Here is a 22,238-nt window from a genome sequence, read left to right as displayed (position 1 = left end):
TTTGCTCATAAATTGCCTGATCGCCTGAGGGATCGCGCGTTATCATTTTTACGCACAAAGTTATCCACAACCCGATCGTTGCGATCCTGCCTCCGGAAATGTGAAAAAACGTCCACGCGGCACGCCTTAGTTCACCATTTCTGCCAGGTTGTGGCATCCTTATAGTCCAACTCACAGCAACGAAGACTACACAGACTTATGGCGCAAATTGCAGAAAATCCCCTGATTCTGGTTGATGGCTCATCCTATCTTTATCGCGCGTATCACGCGTTTCCGCCGCTGACCAACAGTGCAGGTGAACCGACTGGCGCCATGTACGGCGTGCTCAACATGCTGAAAAGCCTGCTGGCACAGTATAATCCGAGTCACGTTGCTGTGGTGTTCGATGCCAAAGGCAAAACCTTCAGAGACGAACTGTTCGAGCATTACAAATCTCACCGCCCCCCAATGCCTGACGATCTGCGCGCGCAGATTGAGCCGCTGCATGAGATGGTACGGGCGATGGGGCTGCCGTTGCTGGCGGTGAGCGGTGTGGAAGCGGACGATGTGATCGGTACGCTGGCGCTGGAGGCTGAAAAGAAGGGCCGTTCAGTGCTGATCAGCACGGGCGATAAAGATATGGCGCAGCTGGTTTCGCCAGGGATTACGCTGATTAACACCATGACCAATACCATTCTCGGGCCGGAAGAGGTCGAGCAGAAATATGGTGTCCCTCCCGCGCTGATTATCGACTTCCTTGCCATGATGGGCGACAGCTCAGATAACATTCCCGGCGTACCGGGCGTGGGTGAAAAAACCGCACAGGCGCTGCTGCAGGGGCTGGGCAGTATGCAGACGATTTATGACAACCTGGATAAAGTGGCCGATCTCTCGTTTCGCGGTGCCAAAACGATGGCGACCAAACTTGAGCAGAATCGTGAGGTGGCCTTCCTCTCGTATCAGCTGGCGACCATCAAAACCGACGTTGAGCTGGCACAGCCCTGTGAAGAGCTGACGGTGACCGATCCCGATATTGAGGCACTGCAGTCTCTGTTCAGCCGTTATGAGTTCAAACGCTGGCTGAGCGATCTGCAGGACGGTAAATGGCTGCAGGGGAAAAAGAGCAATACGCAGGCGCAAAAAGCCCTGTCCGATGAGCCGGCACCCGTGGTGGAAACCAGCAGCGTATTGCCAACCGATAATTACGTGACCATTCTGGATCAGGCTCTCTTTGATAGCTGGCTGGAGAAGCTGAAAAACAGCGACGTCTTTGCCTTTGATCTGGAGACTGATGCGCTTGATACCCTGAGTGCAAATATTGTCGGCATCAGCTTCGCGGTGGCGCCCGGTGAAGCGGCTTATCTGCCGGTTGCCCATGACTATCTTGATGCGCCTGAGCAGCTGGATCGCGCCGCCGTTCTGGCGCAGCTTAAGCCCCTGCTGGAAGATGCCAGTGCCTGGAAAGTGGGCCAGAACCTGAAATACGATCGCGGCGTCCTCAGGAACTACGATATTGAACTGGCCGGTATCCGGTTCGACACCATGCTGGAGTCATACATCCTCAATAGCGTGGTGGGCAAACACGATATGGATAGCCTGGCTGCTCGCTGGCTTAAACATAAAACGGTCACTTTCCAGGAGATTGCCGGTAAAGGTAAAAATCAGCTGACGTTCAATCAAATCGCGTTAGAGCAGGCAGCCCACTATGCTGCCGAAGATGCCGATGTCACGCTGCAGCTGCATCTGAAGATGTGGCCTGAGCTGGAAAAAGAAGCGGGCCCGAGAAACGTCTTTGAGCAGATTGAGATGCCATTGCTGACGGTCATCTCCCGGATAGAGCGTAATGGCGTCTTGATCGACCAGGCTATTCTGGCGCAACACTCGAAAGAGCTGACTGCCCGACTGGCTGAGCTGGAATCGAAAGCGCATGAGCTGGCAGGCGAGCCCTTCAACCTCTCCTCCACGAAACAACTTCAGGTGATTCTGTTTGAAAAACAGGGCATCAAACCCACGAAGAAAACACCGGGTGGGGCACCGTCAACCAGCGAAGAGGTGTTAGCCGAACTGGCGCTCGATTATCCGCTGCCTAAAGTGATCCTGGAGCATCGCGGCCTGTCGAAACTGAAATCGACCTATACGGATAAGCTGCCGCAGATGATCAATCCGCTGACCGGACGGGTGCATACCTCCTATCATCAGGCCGTTACCGCCACCGGACGCTTGTCCTCTGCCGATCCTAACCTGCAGAACATCCCGGTGCGTAATGACGAGGGGCGCCGAATCCGTCAGGCCTTTATTGCCGATAAAGGTTATCGCATCGTCGCAGCCGACTACTCCCAGATTGAACTGCGTATCATGGCGCATCTCTCTCAGGATAAAGGCTTACTGGACGCCTTTGCCCAGGGTGAGGATATTCACCGTGCCACGGCATCGGAAGTGTTTGGTGTCGCGCTGGATAAGGTGAGTGGAGAACAGCGTCGCAGCGCCAAAGCGATTAACTTTGGTCTGATTTATGGCATGAGTGCCTTTGGCCTGTCACGTCAGCTCAACATCGGTGCAGGTGAAGCGAAAAAGTATATGGACCTCTACTTTGAACGCTATCCGGGCGTACTACGCTATATGGAGAACACCCGGCAGCTGGCGGCGAATAAAGGCTATGTTGAAACGCTGGAAGGGCGCCGGCTCTGGCTGCCGGATATTAAATCCAGCAATGCGATTCGCCGCAAAGCTGCAGAGCGTGCCGCCATCAATGCGCCAATGCAGGGAACGGCAGCAGACATCATCAAACGCGCGATGATTTCCGTGGATGAGTGGCTTCAGCAGCAGAATGACAGCGCAGTAAGAATGATCATGCAGGTTCACGATGAACTGGTGTTCGAAGTGAAATCGGAGGCGGTGGAAGCGGCCAGCCAGAAAATCCGTGCGTTAATGGAAGGCAGTGTGAAGCTCGACGTACCGTTACTGGTTGAAGTCGGCGTCGGTGACAACTGGGACGAAGCACACTGATTAGCGCCTCCGGGCCGGTTCTGTCGCACAAAACTGGCCCTGATTCAGGCATAAGTAATTCGTTTAGTTGAGCGGTCAGCTGTAACCGGGCGACACCGGGAGCGAAAGCGCGTTTCTAACTGCTTATCGGCTAAACATTTTTTTCGTCATTAAACTACATCACAACGCTATTTTTGTGACGGGTATGGTAAAAAAAGTCCTGTTTTGATGTAAGTAAGCAACAAAAAAGCCTTTGTCAGGCACAAAAAATCAGGTAAAGTTCGTCGCGTAGGGTACAGAGGTAAGATGTTCTATCTTTCAGACCTTTTACTTCACGTAATCGGATTTGGCTGAATTTAGCCGCCCCAGTCATTCTGTGACTGGGGCGTTTTTTATTGGGGTTTTTGTTACCGCAGTGTCAGCGGATCAGCGATGCTGCTCACGCGTCCCCGTGCTGATCCTCAGTCGCCTCATCAGGCATCGCATACCAGCTGTCCAGTTTCTGACGAACCTTATCCACGCCGATTTTCTTCAGCGATGAGAAGAGCTCTACCTGGATATCGCCGCCGAAGCTAAGCGCCGCCTCACGCACGACGTTGAGCTGGGCTTTGCGGGCACCGGAAGCGAGTTTATCGGCTTTGGTGAGCAGCAGCAGAACCGGAATTGCGCTTTCCACCGACCACTGAATCATCTGGCGGTCGAGATCTTTCAGCGGATGACGAATGTCCATCAATACGACCAGCCCCTTCAGCGCCTGACGCTTTTGCAGGTACTCGCCTAACGCACGCTGCCACTTCAGCTTCATCTCTTCCGGCACTTCGGCATAACCGTAGCCTGGCAGGTCGACCAGACGCTTCCCTTCTTTAACTTCAAACAGGTTGATCAGCTGGGTACGTCCCGGTGTTTTACTGGTGCGCGCCAGGCCTTTCTGATTGGTTAACGTGTTCAGCGCACTCGATTTTCCCGCGTTCGAGCGGCCAGCAAAAGCCACCTCAATTCCGGTATCGGCAGGCAGATGACGGATATCCGGTGCGCTCATGACAAAGTGGGTAACGTGATAATTCAATTCAGACAAGGTAACACTCCAGAAAACGCATTAGGGCAATGGCGGCGATTATACGCGTTATGGCGCGAAAGTGCTCAATCGCGTCGTGATAACAGTCCATGTAAGAGATTGACCATTCGCGCTGCGGGTTATGTCGATTTTTACGCGGATTTCTGAAAATAAAATCATCATAATTTCAATGATTTAATAAGTTTTGCTCTTTTTTTAAGCCAACTATCGGTGGCGCTGACTTGAGGCTTTTACCAGTTGGTCTACATTATTGTGCAGTGAATGGCAGCACACATCAGGATGATGCGCTCAGGGATGTCAGGATGGCAATGAGCGATGGAATGGAACAGGTCAGGGATATGGCCAGACAGGGACAGGGAATAGCTCAGGAGTTGAGCAGGCGCGGGATTGACCGGGATGTTACGAGCCGAAAAGGATTTAAAACATGATTCCTTCTTGTGAAGGTATGAAATAAGGCGACAGCTTGAGCTGTCGCCTTTTTTCTTTGTCGGGTTTCTGCTAGATTTCGCCGCAATTCTATACTGAATAAAAAAGCCAGGACCGAATACTATGAAGCAACCTGCACGAGCTGCCCACGGCAAACCTGCCGTCAAAGCCAAACGCAAATCGCGTGACGAAATTAACCTTGAAGCGCGCGATCGTAAACGCGATAAAAAGCATCGCGGACATGCATCTGGCAGCCGTGCTAATCCGGCGGCGTCGGACAGCAATGGCGCACGCCAGTCAGCCCCGGCAAAAGATCCGCGCATCGGGAGTAAGAAGCCGGTGGCCCTGATCGCCGATGGCAAAACCACCGCCGTCAGGCCACAGAAAAGTGCAGATAAACCGGCAGCCCCGAAGAAAGTGCGCCTGACGCCGGAAGAAGAGCTGGCGAAGCTGGAAAACGATGAGCGTCTGGATGCGCTGCTGGATCGCCTGGAAAATGGCGAAACGCTGTCGGCAGAAGATCAGGGCTGGCTGGATGCCTCGCTGGATCGCATCGACGAACTGATGGAGCAGTTAGGCATCGTGATGGACGATGGCGAAGATGAACAGGCAGAAGAGGATATGTACCGTCTGCTGAAGGGCAACTAAGCAAATTTGATCGGCATGCGAGTTCCGCATGCCGTGCTTCTCAGGTAAACGACAATGTTTTGGCCTGGATCAATTTTCGCGCTGCTGGCGACATGTTATCTGCTGTGATTATTGTTTAAACTACGGCGCCTGTCGCGTCTGAAGCAACGTTTACGTCGGGTCTCATCCCGCTCACCTTTCATCCCTTCTTCTTCGCGACCTTCTCTCAGACGACGTCACCGGAAGGAGTGAGCATGCCATCGCTGCAGATTGCCTGGGATCAGGCGTTAATTGAAAAGTACAATTACGCCGGGCCACGTTACACCTCCTATCCCACTGCGCTGGAGTTCAGCGAAGACTATACGGAAACCGATTTTCGGCATGCCGTGGCACGCTATCCGGGGCGTCCGCTGTCGCTTTACGTTCATATCCCTTTCTGCCACCGTCTCTGCTACTTCTGCGGCTGTAATAAGCAGGTGACGCGTCAGCGCCATAAAGCGGACCGCTATCTGGATGTGCTGGAGCAGGAGATTATTCAGCGCGCGCCGCTGTTCCGCCAGCGCCGGGTGACAAAGCTTCACTGGGGCGGCGGCACACCGACCTTTCTCGACAGGCAGCAGGTTTCGCGGCTGGTGGGCTTGCTGAAGCAACACTTCAATGTGACCGATGATGCCGAAATGTCGATCGAGGTCGATCCGCGGGAAATGGCGCCGGATATGATCGATCATCTCCGATCGCTGGGCTTTAATCGTCTCAGTATGGGCGTGCAGGACTTCAACAAAGCGGTGCAGGCGCGGGTTAACCGGGTGCAGGATGAGGAGGTGATCTTCAGTCTGATGGCCCGCGCTCGTGAACAGGGCTTCCGCTCAACCAGCATCGATCTGATCTACGGTTTACCTCTGCAGACGCCTGATAGCTTCGCATGGACGCTGGAGCGGGTCGTGGCGCTGAATCCGGACCGTCTCAGCGTCTTCAACTATGCGCATCTGCCGGCGCTGTTTGCTGCACAGCGCAAAATCAAAGAGGATGAACTCCCCTCGGCCCGGCAGAAACTGGATATTTTACAGCAGACCATCGCGACCCTGACGCAGCAGGGCTATCACTATATCGGCATGGATCACTTTGCGAAGCCGCAGGATGAGCTGGCTGTCGCGCAGCGCGACGGGAAGCTGCATCGCAATTTTCAGGGTTACACGACGCAGGGTGACAGCGACTTGCTGGGGCTGGGTGTCTCTGCCATCAGCATGGTGGGTGACAGCTATGCGCAGAACCAGAAAGACCTTAACAGCTGGTACAGCAGTGTGGAACAGCAGGGGAGTGGCCTGTGGCGTGGCGTCGCCTTAACCCGCGATGACTGTCTGCGGCGGGATGTGATTAAAACACTGATTTGCCACTTTTCGCTCGATTTTGCCGCAACAGAGGCGCAGTGGGGAATTTGCTTTCATGACTACTTTGCTGAAGATCTGGCGCTGCTGAAACCCTTGATTGCCGACGGGCTGGTGGAGCAGACGACGACGGGGCTGGAAGTGACGGGGATTGGCCGGTTGCTGGTCCGCAATATCTGCATGTGCTTTGATCGCTATCTGCGGCAGAAAGCCCGTCAGCAGCAGTTTTCGCGCGTGATCTAGAGAAACGGGCTGGCAGACCTCGCCAGCCCGAACTGAACCCCTATTCCATCCCCAGCTCTTTCAGCTTGCGCGTCAGGGTGTTGCGTCCCCATCCCAGCAGACGTGCGGCTTCCTGCTTGTGGCCCTGGGTATGGCGCAGCGCCGTAGTCAGTAGCGTCCGCTCCATCTCGGGCTGGGCTTCTGACAGCAGATTCTGATGACCGGAACGCAGCGCGCGGTCGGCCCACTGAGCCAGCAGCGTAGCCCAGCTGTCAGGCAGTGACTGCACCGGGTTTTCCGGTGTGCTGGACTCAAACAGCTCGCCGGGCAGATCCTGAATCAGCACTTCCTGACCGGCCGCCATCACGGTCAGCCAGCGACAGGTGTTTTCCAGCTGGCGCACGTTACCTGACCAGTGCAGACGGGTCAGCGCCGTTTCGGTTTCCGGATGCAGAATCTTCGCTTCTACCCCCAGCTCACGGGCCGCCACCTGCAGGAAATAACGCGCCAGACGCGGGATATCTTCACGACGCTCACGCAGCGGCGGCAGATGCACACGAATTACATTCAGGCGGTGGAACAGATCCTCACGGAACTTGCCTTCCTGCACGCGTAATTCCAGGTTCTGGTGGGTAGCCGCAATGATCCGCACATCCACTTTGACCGGCGCATAGCCGCCGACGCGATAGAACTGACCATCGGCCAGCACGCGCAGCAGTCGGGTCTGCACATCCAGCGGCATGTCGCCAATCTCATCCAGAAACAGCGTGCCCCCATCGGCCTGCTCAAAACGGCCCTGGCGGATCTGGTTTGCACCGGTAAAGGCGCCTTTCTCATGACCGAACAGTTCTGACTCAATCAAATCTTTGGGGATCGCCGCCATATTCAGCGCGATAAACGGTGCTTTGGTGCGCGGGCTGTGCCGGTGCAGCGCATGGGCGACCAGCTCTTTACCGGTGCCCGACTCACCATTGATCAGGACGCTGATCGAAGAGCGCGACAACCGCCCGATGATGCGGAACACATCCTGCATCGCGGGCGCTTCCCCGATAATATCGGTGGTCGGTCCGCTGACCGGCTGATTACGCGGCTGCTGCTGCTCCTGATAGTGACTGATGGCACGCTCTACCAGCGCAACCGCCTCATCAATATCAAATGGCTTAGGCAGGTAATCAAACGCCCCCTGCTGATAGGCGCTGACCGCGGCATCGAGATCGGAATGCGCCGTCATAATGATGACCGGCAGCATCGGATGACGCTGTTTAATCTGTTTCAGCAGCGCCAGGCCATCCATACCGGGCATGCGAATATCTGACAGTAAAACGTCCGGGGTTTTGGTTGAGAGGGCATCCAGCACCTCACCTGCGCTGTCAAACGTCGCACAGCTCAAACCGGCTCCAGTGAGCGCGCGTTCAAGCACCCAGCGGATGGAGCTATCGTCATCGACGATCCAGACTATCCCTCGTTGCATAGAAACCTCACTGGCGAATAGGCAGGTAGACCGAGAATTCGGTGTGGCCCGGCCAACTGTTAAATTCTATTTTTCCTGAATGCTGATCAATCAGGCTACGGGCGATGGAGAGACCTAAACCGGTTCCGCCTTCACGTCCACTGACCATCGGATAGAAAAGCGTATCCTGCAGCTGGGCCGGAATACCGGGGCCATCATCTTCAATATCTATTCGTGCTACCAGGCGATAACGGGTGCCGTGCAGCGTCAGCTGAAAAGCCGTACGGGTGCGAATAACAATCGTCCCGCCGTCGTCGCCCAGCGCCTGAAGCGCATTGCGTACGACGTTAAGCAGCACCTGTTCAATCTGGTCAGGGTCGTGCGGCAGTTCCGGCAGGCTGGGATCGTAATCCCGCACCAGGGAGACATTCTCCGGTAGCTCCATCGACACCAGATTGACCACCCGCTCAGCCACCTGGTGAATGCTCTGGGTAATGTGCATCCCCGGCTGCTGTGGCCCTAACAGACGATCCACCAGATTCCGCAACCGGTCGGCCTGTTCAATAATGACCCTGGTATATTCATTCAGCGAGGGATCGGGCAGGGCGCGTGATAAAAGCTGTGCCGCGCCGCGCAATCCTCCCAGCGGATTCTTTATCTCATGGGCCAGACCGCGAACCAGATCGCGTGCAGCCACCTGCTGGGCGTGCTGTAACTGCTCCTGACTGAGGCGACGCTGGTTATCCATCGGCGCCATTTCCATCAGAATCAAGCCATCGGGTAAACGCTGTGCGGTCAGCGACATAATATGTGCGCGACCATCGACTACCAGCGTGACCTCACTGTCAGTGAATCCCTGGCCAGCCTCAAGACTCTCGCGCATCACCTCAATATTCAGCGAAAAGTAGCCGGTTAAATCCGGTAACGGCGTGCCGAACAACTTGCGTGAGCTCTGCGCCAGTAATTGCTGCGCCGCCGGGTTGGCGTAATGAATAACCAGGTCGTTATCCACCAACAAAATACTGTTGATTAAAGCGTTGAGAATCTGCCCGGCGTCGGGCAGAGAGCCAGTTGCCATACAACGTTCCTCTGCACTAAATAGGTGCATTCTGGTGTTTAAGCCGAAAAGCGGGAGAATGAACGGTGAATTCGCGGAGAAAAAAGCCCATCCGAAGATGGGCTAAAAGTTTCCACGGCAACAAAAACGTCTGATCAGTTAAACGCTGTAGTACAGCTCGAACTCAACCGGGTGTGGCGTCATGCGAACGCGGTCCATCTCAGTTTTACGCAGTTCGATGTAAGCATCGATAGATTCATCAGTGAAGACACCACCGCGGGTCAGGAACTCGCGATCTTCGTTCAGTGCATTCAGCGCTTCTTCCAGCGAGCCTGCAACTTTTGGAATCTCAGCTTCTTCTTCCGGTGGCAGGTCATACAGGTTTTTATCCATCGCATCGCCAGGGTGGATTTTGTTGATGATGCCATCAAGGCCAGCCATCAGCAGTGCGGTGAACGCCAGGTATGGGTTAGCCGCTGGATCCGGGAAGCGCGCTTCAATACGACGGGCTTTCGGGCTGGCCACTACCGGGATACGGATAGACGCTGAACGGTTACGGGCAGAGTAAGCCAGCATAACCGGTGCTTCGTAACCCGGAACCAGACGCTTGTAGGAGTTGGTGGTCGGGTTCGCCAGGGCGTTGATCGCTTTAGCGTGCTTGATGATACCGCCGATGTAGAACAGCGCCATTTCAGACAGGCCGCCATACTTATCGCCCGCGAACAGGTTCTGGCCACCTTTAGAGAGTGACATGTGGCAGTGCATGCCTGAACCGTTGTCGCCAAACATTGGCTTCGGCATAAAGGTCGCGGTCTTACCGTAAGCGTGCGCGACGTTGTGAACGACATATTTGTAGATCTGAATTTCGTCAGCTTTTTTGGTCATGGTATTGAAGCGGGTCGCCACTTCGTTCTGACCCGCAGTCGCCACTTCGTGGTGATGCGCTTCAACTACCAGACCCATCTGCTCCATGGTCAGACACATGGCAGAACGGATGTCCTGTGATGAGTCAACCGGTGGAACCGGGAAGTAGCCGCCTTTCAGACCTGGACGGTGACCTTTGTTACCGCCTTCGTACTCTTTACCGGTGTTCCATGCCGCTTCGATATCGTCGATAGCAACGTGTGAGCCGGAAGTCGATGAACCGAAACGGATGTCATCGAACAGGAAGAATTCAGGTTCTGGTCCAAACAGGACGGTATCGGCGATACCGGAAGAGCGCAGGAAATCTTCAGCGCGTTTGGCGATAGAACGTGGATCGCGGTCGTAGCCCTGCATGGTGCCTGGCTCGAGAATGTCACAACGGATGATCAGCGTAGAATCTTCGAAGAAAGGATCCATGACCGCCGTGGTAGCGTCAGGCATCAGCACCATGTCTGATTCGTTGATGCCTTTCCAGCCGCCGATAGACGAACCATCGAACATTTTGCCTTCTTCGAAGAAGTCAGCGTTAACCTGGTGAGCAGGGATCGTAACGTGCTGTTCTTTACCTTTGGTATCGGTAAAACGCAGGTCAACAAACTTAACTTCATGCTCGTTCATCATCGAGAGAACGTGTTCAGCGGACATACTCAACTCTCCTGGAAATGGTCTTTCATTATCTACATGGCGAGGAAACGTCGTTTCCGGAGGGCGTGGCGGGAAAGGAAATTCCTGACCACTCTTTTCCGGCACGCTCTTCAACCGACATCTGACTGGCGTTTACGCTTGTTACGGATAAAGCGAATTCTGTGCCAACTTTTTTGATGTTGCTTAAATCGCCTTATGATGCACCTTTTTGTCGTAATGCGGCTGCACCACGATGGTTTTAATGCACCATAACAGTGCTGAAGGTGAATTTACAGGCACCATTTTGGTGCATAGGACCAACTTAGTGCATTTTCTGCACCGGGAACAGTGCGAATTTGCGTCAATGCAATAATCTTTCAGTGAAAAGTGTGATCGTGTTCAGTCTTCCGCTTAATCCGTGTACAATAGCGCGCTATTTCTAATGCCTGAGGCAAAGCTGTGATCGAAAATTTGCGTAACATCGCCATCATCGCGCACGTTGACCATGGAAAGACCACCCTGGTTGACAAACTGCTGCAACAATCCGGTACTTTTGATGCCCGTACCGAAGCAACCGAGCGCGTGATGGACTCCAATGATTTGGAGAAAGAGCGTGGGATTACCATCCTCGCAAAAAACACCGCCATTAAGTGGAATGACTACCGTATCAACATCGTTGATACCCCAGGACACGCCGACTTCGGTGGTGAAGTTGAGCGCGTCATGTCCATGGTGGACTCGGTGCTGCTGGTTGTAGATGCGATGGATGGCCCTATGCCGCAAACCCGCTTCGTGACCAAAAAAGCGTTCGCGCATGGTCTGAAGCCGATTGTGGTTATCAACAAGGTAGACCGCCCGGGCGCACGTCCGGATTGGGTTGTGGATCAGGTGTTTGACCTGTTTGTTAACCTGGATGCGACTGATGAGCAGCTCGACTTCCCTATCATTTTCGCCTCTGCGCTGAATGGTATTGCAGGTCTTGACCACACCGACATGGCTGACGATATGACCCCGCTGTACCAGGCCATCGTTGACCACGTTTCACCTCCACAGGTTGAAGTTGAAGCGCCACTGCAGATGCAAATCTCGCAGCTGGACTACAACAACTACCTGGGCGTGATCGGCATCGGCCGCATCAAGCGCGGTAAAGTGAAGCCTAACCAGCAGGTCACTATCATCGATAGCGAAGGCAAAACCCGTAACGGTAAAGTCGGCAAAGTCCTGACTCACCTGGGTCTTGAGCGTATCGACAGCGATCTGGCTGAAGCGGGCGATATCATTGCTATCACCGGTCTGGGTGAGCTGAACATCTCTGACACCATCTGTGACACGCAGAATGTGGAAGCGCTGCCAGCCCTGAGCGTCGATGAACCTACCGTAACCATGTTCTTCAACGTCAACACCTCACCGTTCTGCGGTAAAGAAGGTAAGTACGTGACGTCGCGCCAGATCCTGGAGCGTCTGAACAAAGAACTGGTTCACAACGTGGCACTGCGCGTTGAAGAAACCGAAGACTCGGACGCATTCCGCGTTTCAGGTCGTGGTGAGCTGCACCTGTCTGTTCTGATCGAAAACATGCGTCGTGAAGGTTTCGAACTGGCGGTATCCCGTCCGAAAGTTATCTTCCGCGAATTCGAAGGCCGTAAACAGGAGCCATTCGAGAACGTCACGCTGGATATCGAAGAAACGCATCAGGGTTCCGTTATGCAAGCCATGGGTGAGCGTAAAGGTGACCTGAAAAACATGGATCCGGATGGTAAAGGCCGCGTACGTCTTGACTACGTGATCCCAAGCCGTGGTCTGATCGGCTTCCGTAACGAATTCATGACCATGACTTCCGGTACCGGTCTGCTTTACTCCACCTTCAGCCACTACGACGACATTCGTCAGGGCGAAGTGGGTCAGCGTCAGAACGGCGTCCTGATCTCTAACGGTCAGGGTAAAGCGGTTGCGTTCGCCCTGTTCGGTCTGCAGGATCGCGGTAAGCTGTTCCTGGGTCACGGTGCAGAAGTCTATGAAGGCCAGATCATCGGTATTCACAGCCGTTCTAACGACCTGACCGTGAACTGTCTCACCGGTAAGAAGCTGACCAACATGCGTGCTTCCGGTACAGATGAAGCCACCACCCTGGTTCCACCGCAGAAAATGACGCTGGAGCAGGCTATCGAGTTCATCGATGATGACGAACTGGTAGAAGTGACTCCGCTGTCAGTGCGTATCCGTAAACGCCATCTGACCGAAAACGATCGTAAACGTGCTTCACGTGGTCCTAAAGACGCGTAATCACGCTTTAGCGTAATAAAGAGCCCCGCCATGCGGGGCTTTTTTTTGCCTGCGATTCCGCGCCTGCCCGCCGGACCAGCCAATTATTGTCTGCTGTGACACGCTTTTTGCCCACCCGCTGCCGTTTACGCTTTTCTCTCCGGTGCTGGCTGTTCAGCCTGCGTTTTTGCCGCTAGAGTGAATACTCCAGGGAACCGAAGGAGGCGCACCATGCTGTATATCTTTGATTTAGGCAATGTGATTATCGATATCGACTTTAACCGCGTGCTGGGCGTCTGGAGTGACCTTAGCCGTGTGCCGCTGGCCTCACTGCAAAGCCATTTCCGGATGGATGAGGCGTTCGAACAGCATGAACGCGGTGAGATCAGCGATGAAGATTTCGCGCTGGCCCTCTGCGAAAAGCTGGAGATCGCTCTCAGCTATGAACAGTTTGCTGCGGGCTGGCAGGCGGTGTTCGTTGACGTGCGTCCGGAAACGCTGGCGCTGATGAACCGGCTGCGGCTGGAGGGGCATCGGGTCGTGATCCTCTCTAATACCAATAAGCTGCACTGCGCCTTCTGGCCGACGCAGTACCCCGACGTGCAGCAGGCGGCCGACAAGCTCTACCTGTCACAGGAGCTGGGCATGCGGAAGCCGGAAGCCCGCATTTATCAGCATGTGCTGAATGCGGAAGGGGTAACGGCCGACCAGGCGGTCTTTTTTGATGATAACGCAGAAAATATTGAGGCGGCCCGGGCGCTGGGTATCGAAAGCGTGCTGGTGACGGACAGCCGGACGGTTCCCGACTGGTTTGCAGGTCGACAGTAACGCATGAAGTCACGAACATTTCGTCCCGGGCTGCATGCCTTCTGGCTGTGGCTCAGGCTGCTGTGGAAACGTATTGACGAAGATGGCATGACAACCCAGGCGGGCAACCTGGCCTATGTCTCACTGCTGGCGCTGGTGCCGCTGATTGCGGTAGTGTTTGCACTGTTTGCGGCGTTTCCGGTCTTCTCCGACATCAGCGTGCAGCTGAAGCAGTTTGTCTTCAACAACCTGATGCCCGCCGCAGGCAATACGCTGCAACGCTATCTTGAGCAGTTTGTGGCTAACGTCAACCGGATGACGGCGGTCGGGGCCGTCGGCCTGATTGTGACGGCCCTGCTGCTGATGCATTCGGTCGATACCGCGCTGAATACCATCTGGCGCAGCCACAAGAAGCGGCCGATGGTTTACTCTTTTGCGGTCTACTGGATGATCCTGACCCTCGGCCCGCTGCTGGCCGGTGCCAGCCTGGCGATCAGCTCCTATCTGCTGTCGCTGCGCTGGATTAATGCTACCGGGGTCACCAGCCTGGTTGATCAGATGCTGCGTATTTTTCCACTTCTGCTCTCGTGGCTCGCCTTCTGGCTGCTCTACAGTATTGTGCCCACCCAGCGCGTGCCGCCGCGTGATGCGCTGATTGGTGCACTGGTCGCCGGGGCGCTGTTTGAGCTGGGCAAAAAGGCCTTTGCGCTCTATGTTACGATGTTCCCCTCTTATCAGTTGATCTACGGTGTTCTGGCCGTAATCCCGATTCTGTTTCTCTGGGTCTACTGGACCTGGTGTATTGTGTTGCTGGGCGCTGAAATAACCGTGACGTTAGCCGACTACCGGCAGCTGAAACAGCAGCACAAAGATGAGCAACGCGAGGAAAGATGATTGCATTGATTCAGCGCGTAACGCGCGCCAGCGTCAGCGTCGATCAGGATGTGACCGGTGAAATTGGTGCCGGACTACTGGTCCTGCTGGGGGTGGAGAAGGGCGATGACAATGCGCGTGCGGAACGTCTCGCAGAACGCGTACTGGGCTATCGCATCTTTAGTGATGAGCAGGGCAAAATGAACCTGAGTCTCCGCCAGACGGGGGGAAGCGTGCTGGTGGTGTCACAGTTTACGCTGGCCGCTGACACGCAAAAAGGGATGCGCCCCTCCTTTTCTGGTGGCGCCGAGCCGGCTGAGGCTGAGCGTCTGTATGAGTACTTCAGCGACTGCTGTCGGCAGCAGGGCATTACCACGGCGAATGGCCGTTTCGCGGCAGATATGCAGGTTTCACTGGTGAACGATGGTCCGGTGACGTTCTGGTTACAGGTGTGAGATCGTCAGCTGAGCGGCAGGGAACAGGCCACACCTCCGAGCGGGAGAAACATTTTATGTATCACCTTCGTGTGCCTCAGACAGCGGAAGAGCTGGATATCTACTATCAGTTCCGCTGGGAAATGTTACGTAAACCGCTGCGTCAGCCGCAGGGGTCTGAACGTGACGCCTGGGATGCCTTAGCGCATCATCAGATGGTGGTGGACGAGCAGGGAAATCCGGTCGCCATCGGTCGTCTCTACATTAATGCCGACAACGAGGCCGCGATCCGCTTCATGGCCGTTCATCCCTCCGTGCAGGGCAAAGGGCTGGGAACGCTGGTGGCGATGACGCTGGAGTCAGTGGCGCGTCAGGAAGGCGCAAAGCGGGTGACCTGCAGTGCCCGGGAAGATGCTGTCGCTTTCTTCGCGAAACTCGGCTACGTCAATCAGGGCGAGATAACCGCGCCGCAGACCACGCCGGTTCGTCACTTTCTGATGATTAAGCCGGTCATTACGCTGGATGACATTCTGCACCGCGCCGACTGGTGCGGGCAGCTGCAACAGGCCTGGTACGATCACATCCCGCTCAGCGAGAAGATGGGGGTCCGCATTCTGCAGTTTACCGGGCAGAAATTTATTACCACCATGCCCGAGGCGGGCAACCAGAATCCGCACCATACCCTGTTCGCCGGCAGCCTCTTTTCGCTGGCAACACTGACCGGCTGGGGATTGATCTGGTTGCTGCTGCGCGAGCGTCATCTCGGTGGAACGATTATTCTGGCAGATGCCCACATTCGCTATAGCCATCCCATCAGCGGGCGGCCCGGCGCGATTGCCGATCTGGGCTCATTAAGCGGCGATCTCGATCGTCTGGCGCGTGGCCGTAAAGCGCGCGTGCAGCTTGAAGTGGAGCTGTTCGGCGATGATGAGTGTGGCGCAGTGTTTGAAGGCGTTTATATCGTGCTGCCCGCCGATCCCGACGGACCGCTGGAAGAGGGCGGTTCCGGCGCACGTATCAATTAATCAGCAGGGCCGCACCCGCGGCCCTGCTGCGATTATCGGACCTCACCGGCCTGCATGGTCTGCTGCAGCTGCTGACTGTCGGTTGTCACCGACAGCGTGCCATTTACCGTCGGACGGAGTGGCTGATCAGCGCGTAACGCACCGTTGAGTTGCAGCTGCATATTGCTGTCTCCCGTTAGCGGCAATGCGGGCCATCCCCAGTTCTGCAATACGTTCGCCGGCACCGCACGACCGGTCAGCTGCAGCGTCAGCGGACGGGCGGATTGCTGGCCCACGGTGGCCGTTCCTTCGAGCAGTCCCTTGTTACTGAACGCGCTCAGCTCCGTCACCTTAATCTGCTCTGCATCAGCACTCAGCGCAATGGATGGGTGACGCAGATCGGTACGGTTAAAGGTGGACTCCGCCGCGTTCAGGCTCAGCTTACCCGACCAGATCCCCCACTGATGCTGCTGCGCCAGTCGCAGATTCTCACCCGTGCCATCCAGTGATGTCAGCTGGAAAGGAAAGGCCGGATTGATATCGATAATCAGGTTCCGGTTCGACATAAAACGCGTTACCTCTACACTCTCCAGCCACGCGGGCAGGGTTGCCTGCCAGCGGTCGCGCCAGTCCTGCGGCAGGGTATATTCCAGCCCGGCAACGGCCAGATTTTTCAGGGTCAGGCGTTTATCGCTGCGCGACCAGTCACCGTCAGCCCGAATCACACCGTTCGCCCAGCGTGAACTGAACTGCGTCAGTGCGATGCCCTGCGGAGAAAAATCCAGGTTAACGATAGGGTCGTTAAGCTCGAAACCCCCGTTGATAAAATTGCTGGCATTCAGCGCCAGTGAACCATCATTACTCTGCCAGTCGTCTCCCTGCCAGTTAACGTTTCTCAGCGTCAGGTCGAGGTCAGTTACCGCCCAGTCCGGTCCCTGCAGACGGGCATCGGTCAGATCGAGGCGCGTAATCGCGATGGAGGGAACCACCTGCAGGCTGTGCAGGAAGTCTTTCAGGCTGCTGGCGGTCTGCAGACGGATATCGTTCAGTCGCAGCTGGTTGATTTTCCAGTTGCCTTGGGCATCCCGTTCACCGTTACCGGTCATGGAGCCGCGCGCCAGATCGGCACCGATATTGTCAAAGCGCATCCGGCCCTGGGAAACACTTCCCTGAATCAGTACGTTCTCGCCCGCCACATTGTTCAGCGTCATGCTGCCGGCGCTCATCTGGAAGCGGGCATCGCGGCCCAGCATATCGCGGGCGGTCGGTTTCCACGGCAGAATGCCGCCATTCACCTGCTGAGCAAACAGCGGTAACGCGCTGCCGGGGCTGTCGAGACGCATGTTATTGAGTTGCAGGCGGTCAGCCTGAATCGGAAGCGCGCTGTCTGGCGTCAGGTTGGCCAGATTCACTTCCCCGTCGCGCAGCTCAAGGCTGCTGAAATGCAGCGGGTCGCTGAACTGAATCAGGGCCAGACCTAGATCGACCCGCTTTGCTACCAGCACCGCCGGCTGCCCATCGTGACCAAAGCTGAAATCATCCAGAATGATGTGAGAGGGCGAGGAGAAATTGTGTTCAATTTTACTCAGGGAGAGATGCCATTCGGTTTTGTCGCTCACCCACCGGCTAAACCAGCCTGCACCCCACTGTGTCTGCAGCAGCACATAGATCACCACCAGGGTGAAAAGCAGCAGTAACAGTATGGTGAGGAAAAACTTTCCAAGAAATTTCATCGCATCCTTCCCGCGTTCAATCCGGTGAGAGGTTGTTATGCCTGAATTACCGTTACAGCTCAACAGCCTGGATGTAAATACGAAGAAATAGCAGGCAGGCCGAAGCCTGCCCGTGGACTTACTTCTCTGGCGGGAAAATCAGGTTGAGCAGGATAGCGGTAATACCGCCCGCGGCAATGCCCGAAGAGAGCAGGGTTTTCAGCCAGTCAGGGGCAAACTGCAGGATCAGTGGCTGCTGGGAAACACCCAGGCCCACGGCCAGCGACAGCGCGATGATCATGATGGCGCGGCGGTTGAGCGGCTCGCGTGACACGATGCGAACGCCCGACGCAGCAATGGTGCCGAACATCACAATGGTGGCACCGCCAAGCACCGGCTCAGGGATCAGCTGCACCAGACCACTGACCGCCGGGAACAGCCCCAGCACAATCAGCATCAGCGCCACCACAAAGCCCACGTAGCGGCTGGCCACGCCGGTTAACTGAATCACCCCGTTATTCTGCCCGAAGCAGGAGTTAGGGAAGGTGTTAAACAGCGCAGAGACAAAGGAGTTCAGGCCATTCGCCAGCACGCCGCCCTTCAGGCGTTTCATATAGAGAGGGCCGCTCACCGGCTGCTCTGATACATCCGAGGTGGCCGTGATGTCGCCGATGGTCTCCAGTGAGGTCACCATAAACACCAGCATCAGCGGGATGAGCAGGTTCCAGTCGAAGCCCAGTCCGTAATAGAGCGGGCTGGGCACCCTGATCAGCGGCTGATCGGCCGGGAGACCTGATGCAGGCAGCATGCCCATGGCCCAGGCCAGCAGATAGCCGACCGCCATCGCAATCACCAGGGAGGCGACACGCAGGTAAGGGTTTTTCTGCCGGTTAAGCAGCACGATCACCAGCAGCACCGCGCCGGCCAGCATCAGGTTTTTCGGCGCGCCAAAGGTGTGATCGTTAATCGCACCGAATCCCCCGCCGATAGAGGTGAGTCCCACCTGAATCAGCGACAGGCCGATAATCATGACCACGATACCGGACACCAGCGGGGTAATGATCCGGCGTGCCAGGTGCAGGACGCGGGACAGCACCATTTCAGTACAGGAGGCCACCATCAGCGTACCAAACAGGGCCGCCATCATGGTGGGAACATCCGCACCGCCGTTTTTCAGCGCCATCCCCCCCATGATTAAGGGGGTGACGAAGTTGAAGCTGGTTCCCTGAATCGACAGCAGGCCCGAACCGACCGGCCCCCAGGTTTTGATCTGCAGCAGTGATGCCACGCCCGAGGCAAACAGCGACATGCTGATAATGTGCCGGGTGTCTTCTGCGGGCAGGCCCAGAGCCTGACAGATCAGTATCGCGGGCGTGATGACGGCAACAAACATGGCCAGCAGATGCTGAGCGGCAGCAAACAGCGTCTGCGGAAGGGGAGGACGATCGTCGAGGCGGTAAATCAGTTCGCTTTGCAGGGCGGAGGGCTGGTCTGGCTGCGGATTGGTGGACATCTTCTGCTCTTCCCGAAAAAGTGTGTGGCGATTGTAATCATCCGCAGGCCAAAAGCAATCGTTTGCCCGTCTGAGGTGAAAAGTGGGTGCGGGCAGGGGCGTGACTCAGACGTTGGTATAACGGGTATTTTCCGGCAGCCAGCGTTCAATCAGGGCGCTGGCCTGTTCGGGATAGTGCTGGTGGATGTGACGCGCCACACGCTGAACTTCGGGCACCATCGCCTGATCGCGCAGCAGGTCGGCCACTTTAAACTCGGCGTTACCGGTCTGGCGGGTGCCCAGCAGTTCACCTGGCCCGCGTATCTCCAGATCGAACTGGGCAATGACGAAGCCATCGTTGCTGTCTCGCAGCACCTGCAAACGCTTCTGCGCCGTCTTGCTGAGCGGCGCTTTGTAGAGCAGCACACAGTGTGAAGCCACCGCACCGCGACCGACCCGGCCCCGCAGCTGATGCAGCTGTGCCAGGCCTAACCGTTCCGGATTCTCAATAATCATCAGGCTGGCGTTAGGCACGTCTACCCCGACTTCAATCACGGTGGTCGCCACCAGCAGTTGCAGCTCGTTCGCTTTAAACGCCTGCATCACCGCCTGTTTCTCGGCGGGTTTCATCCGGCCATGCACCAGGCCAATGTTCAACCCAGGCAGCGCCGTTTTAAGGGCTTCCCAGCTCGCCTCTGCCGCCTGCGCCTCCAGTAATTCTGACTCTTCAATCAGGGTGCAGACCCAGTAGGCCTGACGCCCTTCGCGGCAGGCGTGTTCCACCCGTGCGACGATCTCATCCCGTCGGGAGTCGGGAATGGCCACGGTGGTCACCGGTGTGCGTCCCGGCGGCAGCTCGTCGATGGTTGAGGTATCCAGATCGGCATAGGCGGTCATCGCCAGGGTGCGCGGAATGGGGGTGGCGGTCATGATCAGCTGATGCGGATGGAAACCCTGCTCCTCACCTTTTTCCCACAGCGCGAGGCGCTGGTGGACGCCGAACCGATGCTGTTCATCAATGATGACCAGCGCCAGTCCCTTAAACTGCACCTGTTCCTGAAACAGAGCATGGGTGCCGACGACCATCGCCACCTGACCGCTGGCGATCGCTTCCTGCTGCGCCTGACGCGCTTTGCCTTTCTGTTTTCCTGCCAGCCAGCCGACTTCAATTCCCAGCGGTGCAAACCACTGACGGAAGTTACTGGCGTGCTGTTCAGCCAGTAGTTCGGTCGGTGCCATCAGCGCCACCTGTTTACCGTGGGCGATCACGTTCAGCGCCGCGAGCGCAGCCACCAGCGTCTTGCCTGAGCCAACATCACCCTGCACCAGCCGCATCATCGGAAAGTCATTCGCCAGATCGTTTTCTATCTCCGCCACTACCCTTTTCTGCGCCTGGGTGGGCGAGAAGGGCAGCGCGGCCAGCAGCTGGTCACTCAGGTTATGGCGCGGCGGCATGGGCAACGCGTAATAGCGCTGCGCACCGGCGCGCACCGCCAGCATACTCAGGTTGTGCGCCAGCAACTCTTCCAGAATCAGACGGCGCTGGGCCGGATGGCGGCCACTCTCCAGTTCGCTGAGCCGGAGGTCGGGCGGTGGACGATGCAGCGTGCGTAAGGCATCGGGCAGGCTGATCAGACCGCCGCTCAGCTCCTGCGGCAGCAGTTCGGCTATCGGGCAGCTCTCCAGCAGCGTCAGCGCCTGATCGGTCAGATTACGCAGCGTGGCCTGGCGGATACCTTCGGTGGTGGGATAAACCGGCGTTAAGGTCTCTTCCAGCGTTACACTGCTCTGTTCGCCCTGGATGCGGTATTCAGGATGGATAATCTCAGCACCACGCTGGCCGCGCTTGATTTCACCATAGGCGGTAACGTGACGACCCGGCGACAGGTTGTTCTTCATACCGGCATTGAAATTGAAGAAGCGCATGGTCAGCACGCCGCTGCCATCGCTGATCTGGCAGACCATCATCCGGCGGCGACCAAAGGTGATATCCGTGTGCAGCACTTCGCCTTCTACGGTGGCCCAGATGCCAGGCAGCAGATCGTTAATGGCATAGAGCTGAGTGCGATCTTCGTAGCGCAGCGGGAGATGAAGCAGAAGATCCTGGATGGTGTGCAGGCCTAATTTGGCCAGCTTTGCTGCCTGGCTGGCACCGACGCCGGTCAGGGTACTGAGCGGGATGGCATCCAGCAGACGGCCTTTCATCGTCTTTTACCGGTCGATTGCATCGTCGCCCACCAGCTGAGATCGGCGTCGACTTCACCCTGAGCGTTGATGCGCGGATAAGGCAACCCTTTCTGTCTGGCGACGCGTGCCAGCACCGGGAATCCGCCTTCGAACAGCAGGCGCTGCTGTTCCTCTTCGTCCAGCAGGCTGTAGTCGCGCAGATAGAGCCCCGCATTCTGCCGCTGCCGCTGTGCTTCGTACAGGATCAACGCGCAGGCGACCGAGACATTCAGCGACTGAACCATCCCCACCATCGGAATAACGATCTGCCGATCGGCCAGCGCCAGTGCTTCTTCGGTAATCCCGGTTTTTTCCTGTCCCATCAGGATGCAGGTCGGCAGGGTGTAATCGATCTCGCGGAAATCAACGGCATCCGCAGAGAGATGGGTCGCTAAAACCTGCATCTTCTGCTGTTTAAGCTGTTTTACGGCATCGCCGATGGTGGGATGGGTGACCACTTTCACCCAGCTGTTGCTGCCGGCAGAGGCAGAAGCCTGCGTGCGCATCCGCTGGCTGGGCCAGACCGCATGCACTTCGTGGATGCCCACGGCGTCGGCCGTGCGGATCACTGCAGAAACATTGTGCGGCTTATGCACCTGCTCCATACAGACCGTGAGATCGTGCTGGCGCAGTGCCAGCATCGCCTGAATCCGGGCAAAACGTTGATCGTTCAT

Annotated in this window: 17 protein-coding genes; 9 read left to right on the top strand and 8 right to left on the bottom strand. The window is 56.4% G+C overall.

The features are described 5' to 3' along the window. Positions 1-198 precede the first annotated feature (198 nt). Positions 199-2,985, top strand: coding sequence for a DNA polymerase I (gene polA, locus AC6I7A_RS19330; RefSeq protein ID WP_058957390.1), 2,787 nt, complete (start codon positions 199-201; stop codon positions 2,983-2,985). A gap of 285 nt (positions 2,986-3,270) precedes the next feature. Beyond that, complete coding sequence (gene spfP, locus AC6I7A_RS19325) at positions 3,271-3,318, top strand: small protein SpfP (RefSeq protein WP_071892919.1); 48 nt, start codon at positions 3,271-3,273, stop codon at positions 3,316-3,318. Positions 3,319-3,403: 85 nt separating this feature from the next. Here the strand turns inward: spfP and yihA are convergent, their stop codons facing one another. Then, positions 3,404-4,039 carry a ribosome biogenesis GTP-binding protein YihA/YsxC gene (gene yihA, locus AC6I7A_RS19320; RefSeq protein ID WP_009088163.1) on the bottom strand — a complete coding sequence of 212 codons (636 nt, stop codon included), beginning with the start codon at positions 4,037-4,039 and terminating at the stop codon, positions 3,404-3,406. A gap of 549 nt (positions 4,040-4,588) precedes the next feature. Between yihA and yihI the strand changes: the two genes are divergently transcribed. Together yihI and hemN are read left to right on the top strand one after the other, a co-directional pair. Continuing rightward, entirely contained in the window at positions 4,589-5,113 is a 525-nt protein-coding gene (gene yihI / locus AC6I7A_RS19315) for a Der GTPase-activating protein YihI (RefSeq protein ID WP_009088161.1), read from the top strand. A 233-nt stretch (positions 5,114-5,346) separates the two neighbouring features. Further along, positions 5,347-6,720, top strand: coding sequence for an oxygen-independent coproporphyrinogen III oxidase (gene hemN, locus AC6I7A_RS19310; protein WP_058957389.1), 1,374 nt, complete (start codon positions 5,347-5,349; stop codon positions 6,718-6,720). Between the two features lie 40 nt (positions 6,721-6,760). Here the strand turns inward: hemN and glnG are convergent, their stop codons facing one another. The 3 genes from glnG to glnA all read right to left on the bottom strand — a co-directional run bounded on the left by glnG (position 6,761) and on the right by glnA (position 10,775). Beyond that, complete coding sequence (glnG, locus tag AC6I7A_RS19305; protein ID WP_009088155.1) at positions 6,761-8,170, bottom strand: nitrogen regulation protein NR(I); 1,410 nt, start codon at positions 8,168-8,170, stop codon at positions 6,761-6,763. 7 nt (positions 8,171-8,177) lie between these two features. Then, positions 8,178-9,227 carry a nitrogen regulation protein NR(II) gene (gene glnL, locus AC6I7A_RS19300; RefSeq protein ID WP_009088153.1) on the bottom strand — a complete coding sequence of 350 codons (1,050 nt, stop codon included), beginning with the start codon at positions 9,225-9,227 and terminating at the stop codon, positions 8,178-8,180. A gap of 138 nt (positions 9,228-9,365) precedes the next feature. Next, a complete protein-coding gene (gene glnA, locus AC6I7A_RS19295; protein ID WP_009088151.1) occupies positions 9,366-10,775 on the bottom strand; it encodes a glutamate--ammonia ligase in 1,410 nt (469 codons plus the stop codon). A 438-nt stretch (positions 10,776-11,213) separates the two neighbouring features. On the opposite strand from glnA, the gene typA reads away from it, so the two are divergent. The 5 genes from typA (at position 11,214) to fabY (ending at position 16,155) form a co-directional block, all read left to right on the top strand. After that, a complete protein-coding gene (gene typA, locus AC6I7A_RS19290) occupies positions 11,214-13,037 on the top strand; it encodes a ribosome-dependent GTPase TypA (protein WP_009088150.1) in 1,824 nt (607 codons plus the stop codon). Between the two features lie 210 nt (positions 13,038-13,247). Further along, positions 13,248-13,844: a glucose-1-phosphatase gene (yihX, locus tag AC6I7A_RS19285; protein ID WP_058957388.1), complete on the top strand. Its 597-nt coding sequence runs from the start codon at positions 13,248-13,250 to the stop codon at positions 13,842-13,844. A 3-nt stretch (positions 13,845-13,847) separates the two neighbouring features. Continuing rightward, entirely contained in the window at positions 13,848-14,717 is an 870-nt protein-coding gene (locus AC6I7A_RS19280) for a virulence factor BrkB family protein (protein WP_009088146.1), read from the top strand. Beyond that, a complete protein-coding gene (gene dtd / locus AC6I7A_RS19275; protein WP_009088144.1) occupies positions 14,714-15,151 on the top strand; it encodes a D-aminoacyl-tRNA deacylase in 438 nt (145 codons plus the stop codon). The genes AC6I7A_RS19280 and dtd overlap by 4 nt, the downstream gene beginning before the upstream one ends. Positions 15,152-15,207: 56 nt before the next feature. Further along, positions 15,208-16,155 (top strand): fatty acid biosynthesis protein FabY, encoded by a 948-nt coding sequence (fabY, locus tag AC6I7A_RS19270; RefSeq protein WP_009088141.1) that lies wholly within the window; start codon positions 15,208-15,210, stop codon positions 16,153-16,155. A gap of 32 nt (positions 16,156-16,187) precedes the next feature. Here fabY and AC6I7A_RS19265 read toward each other — a convergent pair whose 3' ends face one another. The 4 genes from AC6I7A_RS19265 to trmH form a co-directional block, all read right to left on the bottom strand. Next, positions 16,188-17,867 carry an AsmA family protein gene (locus tag AC6I7A_RS19265; protein ID WP_058957387.1) on the bottom strand — a complete coding sequence of 560 codons (1,680 nt, stop codon included), beginning with the start codon at positions 17,865-17,867 and terminating at the stop codon, positions 16,188-16,190. A gap of 118 nt (positions 17,868-17,985) precedes the next feature. Beyond that, a complete protein-coding gene (locus AC6I7A_RS19260; protein ID WP_058957386.1) occupies positions 17,986-19,359 on the bottom strand; it encodes a uracil-xanthine permease family protein in 1,374 nt (457 codons plus the stop codon). Between the two features lie 105 nt (positions 19,360-19,464). Beyond that, positions 19,465-21,543 carry an ATP-dependent DNA helicase RecG gene (gene recG / locus AC6I7A_RS19255; protein WP_058957385.1) on the bottom strand — a complete coding sequence of 693 codons (2,079 nt, stop codon included), beginning with the start codon at positions 21,541-21,543 and terminating at the stop codon, positions 19,465-19,467. After that, a complete protein-coding gene (trmH, locus tag AC6I7A_RS19250; RefSeq protein ID WP_058957384.1) occupies positions 21,540-22,238 on the bottom strand; it encodes a tRNA (guanosine(18)-2'-O)-methyltransferase TrmH in 699 nt (232 codons plus the stop codon). The genes recG and trmH overlap by 4 nt, the downstream gene beginning before the upstream one ends.

This window comes from Type-F symbiont of Plautia stali, assembly GCF_059731105.1.
Note: the sequence above shows the minus strand (reverse complement) of the source record. Positions and strands in the feature narration are given on the sequence as shown.